At 56.8% G+C, this 2,565-nt stretch carries 2 protein-coding genes; both read right to left on the bottom strand.

Features of this window, described 5'->3' with window-relative positions; all coding sequences use genetic code 11:
• Positions 1-219: 219 nt before the first annotated feature.
• Complete coding sequence (locus BLT64_RS25765) at positions 220-1,020, bottom strand: formyl transferase (RefSeq protein WP_011746440.1); 801 nt, start codon at positions 1,018-1,020, stop codon at positions 220-222.
• 2 nt (positions 1,021-1,022) lie between these two features.
• Positions 1,023-2,354 carry a DUF4910 domain-containing protein gene (locus BLT64_RS25760; RefSeq protein ID WP_011746439.1) on the bottom strand — a complete coding sequence of 444 codons (1,332 nt, stop codon included), beginning with the start codon at positions 2,352-2,354 and terminating at the stop codon, positions 1,023-1,025.
• Positions 2,355-2,565 lie beyond the last annotated feature (211 nt).

Below are 2,565 nucleotides of genomic sequence, written 5' to 3'. Positions count from 1 at the left end.
CCGTATTGGTTCGGGGAGGACCTGAAGGCGCTCCAAACGGGCGAGAATGCCACGCCCAGTCGTCTTGCGCGTAGGGTTCTGGGCCAGGAGGCGGAACCGGGGGGACAGAGAATGCCCTCCTCGACATGAGTATTCAGCCCCGTATCAGAGGTACCTGATCCATACCATCACTTGCGATGGTATGGATCAGTAAAACCGGCCCCGGTGGATCTGCCTCCCCTAGGCAAGAACGCTCATGCAGATCGGCGTACGGCCTTGAATAAGGCCATCAACGGCGGCGGCCGCGATACGATCATTATAGACTTCGTATATCAGGCGGAGATGGTCGGGCCGCCAGTCGGCACTGGTCCAGATTTTCCCGCTAGTCTTCTGTACCTTCCCAGAAGGTAGATCCCGTTCCAGTACGGTTCTCAGCAGGGGCGGCAACTCATCGGCATAGGCCTTGACTGTACGTCCGGCGATATCGTGCAATCCATCATTGCGGTCGAGTGGGGCAACAGTCTGATGAATAATAGCACCTCCGTCAATGGCAGAGGTTGTTTCGTGTAAGGTCATCCCGGTCATCTGCGGCTCCAGCATGTAGCTTGGCCAGAAATGCGTGGTTACGCCCCGATATTGCGGTGAAAGGCCGCCATGGGTGTTCCAGAAAGTTGTCCCAGGCAGGGCTGCCATCACGGCATCGGCAATCTTGTGACAGCCGTAGGACAGAACGATCCGCGGCGCGCAGGTCTTCAAGAAATCAACGCTCGCCTGCTCGTTCAGACTGTCCGGAGTAACGTAATGCATTCGCAGCCCGTCAGGCAGCGAGGGCTGGCCGAAAAAGCGCTCCTCAGCCTCTTCGCGCCGGCGGAAATGCAGCGCGAAAAGCCTGCCGAGGTCGTCGGGAAGGCCAGCGGGAACCTCCGGCACGAAGGGCTTGCGCTGTTCGATTATCCAGCCAGTCAGGATCCCGGCCTCTGCCAGACGATCCGCGAGATAGCGATGGCGCGGGTGATCCCCAGTGATAATGGTGATGGACATTGTCAAACTCTCCTTTCGGCGACCAGAATATCTTGGCGGCGTAACTCGCGGATGATCGGCAGCAACTGGTCCGGGCCACACCCGATCCGTTCCGCGGTTTCCAATAATCCGCGTGAGCCATCCGATAGTGACAATATCATCAGAAGCCGATTCAGAGTCTGGCGCTGATCCGTCGCATTGTCTGTCGAATTGCCACGATTCATTGGGGAATTGATCGTGGGATAGAGACCCCGGCGTCCAAGCTGTGGCTCGCCATAGGGTTGGGTATTCTTGAGAGGGGCCCCTTCAGTATCGAAGACCTCAATGAACTCTGCAAGCCTGTCTGCGGCCCGCTCCACTTGTTCGATACGCATGAAGCGTTTGTCGTCCATTGAGGTATGATATTCTACGAATTGCCCGTAAACTGTTCGCGCAGCTTGGATGACCGGGAAGTCGTAACCGGGCGAGCAAAACTGCCGCTCGTCGGAGCCGGAAACAGGGGTGAACGGCCGCAACTCGAATTGATCGGGGTAGGTGACGGCGAAGTGGCGAGCCAAGCGGTCCATCGTGCCGGGCCGGCCTAGCCAGTCGCGCCGGGATAGCTTGAAATTGAGCGTGGGGCGATGCCCACCCAAGCAGGTCAGTACCATCCCGCCGGCCAGTCGGGGGCCGATCTCGGCGCCAAACTGGCTCAGATAGGCAATCGAGCCAATGGTTTCAGGGCAGAGGAGGAATTCATATGTATAATTCCGGTGCGGCATTGCTTTGATATGCTCATAAAGCCGCAAAAGTCCGAGCGGGCCAGATAATTCGTTGTTTGCCATACTCGGATGGCAGAGATAGGAGGAGATCAATACGGTTTCGTCACTGTCCCCTTCAAGCCGGGTAGTGGCGAAATTGACGGCGCCGGGGGCATGTGTAGTGCGGATATCTACCCGATATGTCCCATCGGGTAATGCCGTCCGCTGTCGATGTGGTAGGCAGAAACCCCAGCGGGGGTTATAATAGCTCGTCACATAGGGAATAGCGTCGGGCAGATGCGGCAACGAATGCAAATATGGCTGCAGTTCCTCCAGTGAAAGGCTGGCCTGCATGGGGATCGAATAGTTCACTAGATGCAGATTGTTGATCGCGAAATCACAGATCATCTCGCCATTCGGTCCGATGAGTTGCGCGCCCTCGACGGACCATTCGTTCGGCACCGTCCAGTCCAAAACCTGTTCTCCGCTCGCTACAGCATGCTGTTTAAGCGGCATGTATTCACCGAGAATCTCAAGGCTTTCCCGTAGCCCCGGCCCCGTAATGCTGCGGCAGATTGGAAAAAGCCGGTCGAAAACATGAGAAAGATCAATCATTCTTTATTCCTTGTCTAAAGTCGAGTCGACCTAGCGGGGGTGGGTTGGCCGTTCGAAAATCCGTCGGCCGATACGTTGTCGCATTACGGGAACCGGTTGACTCATACTGCCACCCTATGTGCCGGATCAAGTCTGCCTGGCCGGCATTGGTGCCGAGAATAAGAATGGTTCTGGTCATGCTTTGTCGCTTTCCATCAAGGCGTCGCACAGC

Source organism: Paracoccus denitrificans, from assembly GCF_900100045.1.
Lineage (GTDB): Bacteria > Pseudomonadota > Alphaproteobacteria > Rhodobacterales > Rhodobacteraceae > Paracoccus > Paracoccus denitrificans.
This window is presented reverse-complemented; position numbering and strand designations above follow the sequence as displayed.